The following is a 1781-nucleotide window of genomic DNA, read 5'->3' as shown; positions in this document are numbered from 1 at the left end:
GCTCTACAGTTTCCTCGGGCTAAGCGTCGGGGCCATCGCGCAAAAGATGACGAAGGCTGAGCGTCGACATGTTTATGCGCGGGCGATTGCGTATTGCACCAACAAKGATCTCGCCTTCGACTACCTTCGCGATCGGGTTTCGCTGGGAAAGCGGGTAAGCAAGTTGCAGCTCGACCTCGGAAAGCTGCGCGGGGAATCAGCGGAGGACGACGCGCTTGTGCTGCGCGGGCTCTATTTCGCGATCGTCGACGAAGCGGATAGCGTCTTCATCGATGAAGCGCGAACGCCGCTCATTCTGTCGGCCTCGAGCGATGMAAAGGCGGAGGATGCCGACATTGGCCGCGCTCTCGCGATCGCCAGTAACCTCCTCCTTCGCGAGGATTATCGGATCGATTGGGCGGATCGCAGTATCGCCTTGACCGATCTCGGCCGTGACAAGATCGAGAGGCTGTCGGAAGCGTTCGAAGGCATCTGGTCTCGCGCGCGGCCGCGCGACGAACTTGTGACGCAGGCTTTGTCCGCGAGCAATCTCTATCGCCGCGACGAACATTATGTCGTCACCGACGACAAGGTGCAGATCGTCGACGAGTCGACTGGTCGTGTCATGCCAGATCGTGCCTGGGAGCGCGGGCTGCATCAGTTGATCGAAGCCAAGGAAGGCGTTGAGACAACAGCGCGGCGCGAAACGCTGGCGCGAATCACCTATCAGCGGCTGTTCCCGCGCTACCTCCGCCTGTCTGGTATGACCGGCACGGGCAAGGAAGTCAGCCGCGAGATCTGCCAAACCTATGCGTTGGATTTCGTCCGTATTCCGCTGCATCGTCCGTCGCGCCGCGTCCGATATCGAACGCTGATCGTGCCGACGGCCGAGAGCAAGTGGGAGGCCGTAGCCGACGCAACCGAGGAACTCCTGAGACGAACCGTGCGGCCAATCCTGATCGGAACGCGTTCGGTCGAGGCGTCGGAGGAGATCAGCACGGTTCTGAGCGGCCGCGGCATTGATCATGCGCTGCTCAACGCCAAGCAGGATGCGTCCGAGGCCGAGGTGATCGCCCGTGCCGGGCAGGCATCGAGCGTGACGGTGGCGACCAACATTGCTGGCCGCGGCACCGACATCAGGCTTGGTAAAGGAGTTGCAGAGGCCGGCGGCCTTCATGTCATCCTGACCGAGTATCACGAATCACGCCGTATCGACCGGCAGCTCATCGGACGCTGCGCTAGACAGGGCGATCCGGGCAGCCACGCCGCCATTGTCTCGCTCGACGACGCGATCTTCGCGACCTTTTCTCCCCGCGCCAGGCGCTTTGCGCAATGGCTCTATCAGATCGATCCAAATTTGCCGTTGTTGGCTAATGGCTTCATGCGCTGGTCCGCCCAAGCCACTGCGGAAGCGCGTGGCGTGCGCTCGCGGATCGAGACGCAGGCCAATAATCGTCGCTACGATCAACTGTTGGCGTTCATCGGGCGCACCGAATAACGACGCGATCCGCGGCCGTCCTGCGTTCCCGCAACTCATCTCATGCACCGGGACTTAGCATAGCGCGACCGTGAAGAACGCGTTCACGCGGCCTGAGGCCGGGATTTTGCCGTCGACATGGCGGCAACTGCGGCGGTGATCCAGGCGCACAAAAACATCAGCCAGCGGATGAGGAGCTTGAAGTTGAAGCCGGCCGCGGCAAGGACACGACAACTGCCGGGCGATCGACAACCAATCGAGGGTGACGATGAGGTGATGCGAGATATGGCGGAACCATCCCCAAGCCCGCGGCGCTGTCTGCGCA

At 61.8% G+C, this 1781-nt stretch carries 2 protein-coding genes; one reads left to right on the top strand and one right to left on the bottom strand.

Annotation, left to right across the window (positions count from 1 at the left end):
• Nucleotides 1-1477 (top strand): preprotein translocase subunit SecA (locus AC1D34_RS37265; RefSeq protein ID WP_476826987.1); only part of this gene is annotated, 1477 nt, incomplete at its 5' end.
• A gap of 54 nt (nt 1478-1531) precedes the next feature.
• Here AC1D34_RS37265 and AC1D34_RS37260 read toward each other — a convergent pair.
• A partial coding sequence (locus tag AC1D34_RS37260; RefSeq protein ID WP_476826986.1) for a hypothetical protein occupies nt 1532-1781 on the bottom strand: 250 nt, incomplete at its 5' end.

The sequence above is a fragment of the Allobosea sp. P1_A7 genome (assembly GCF_056406775.1).
This window is presented reverse-complemented; position numbering and strand designations above follow the sequence as displayed.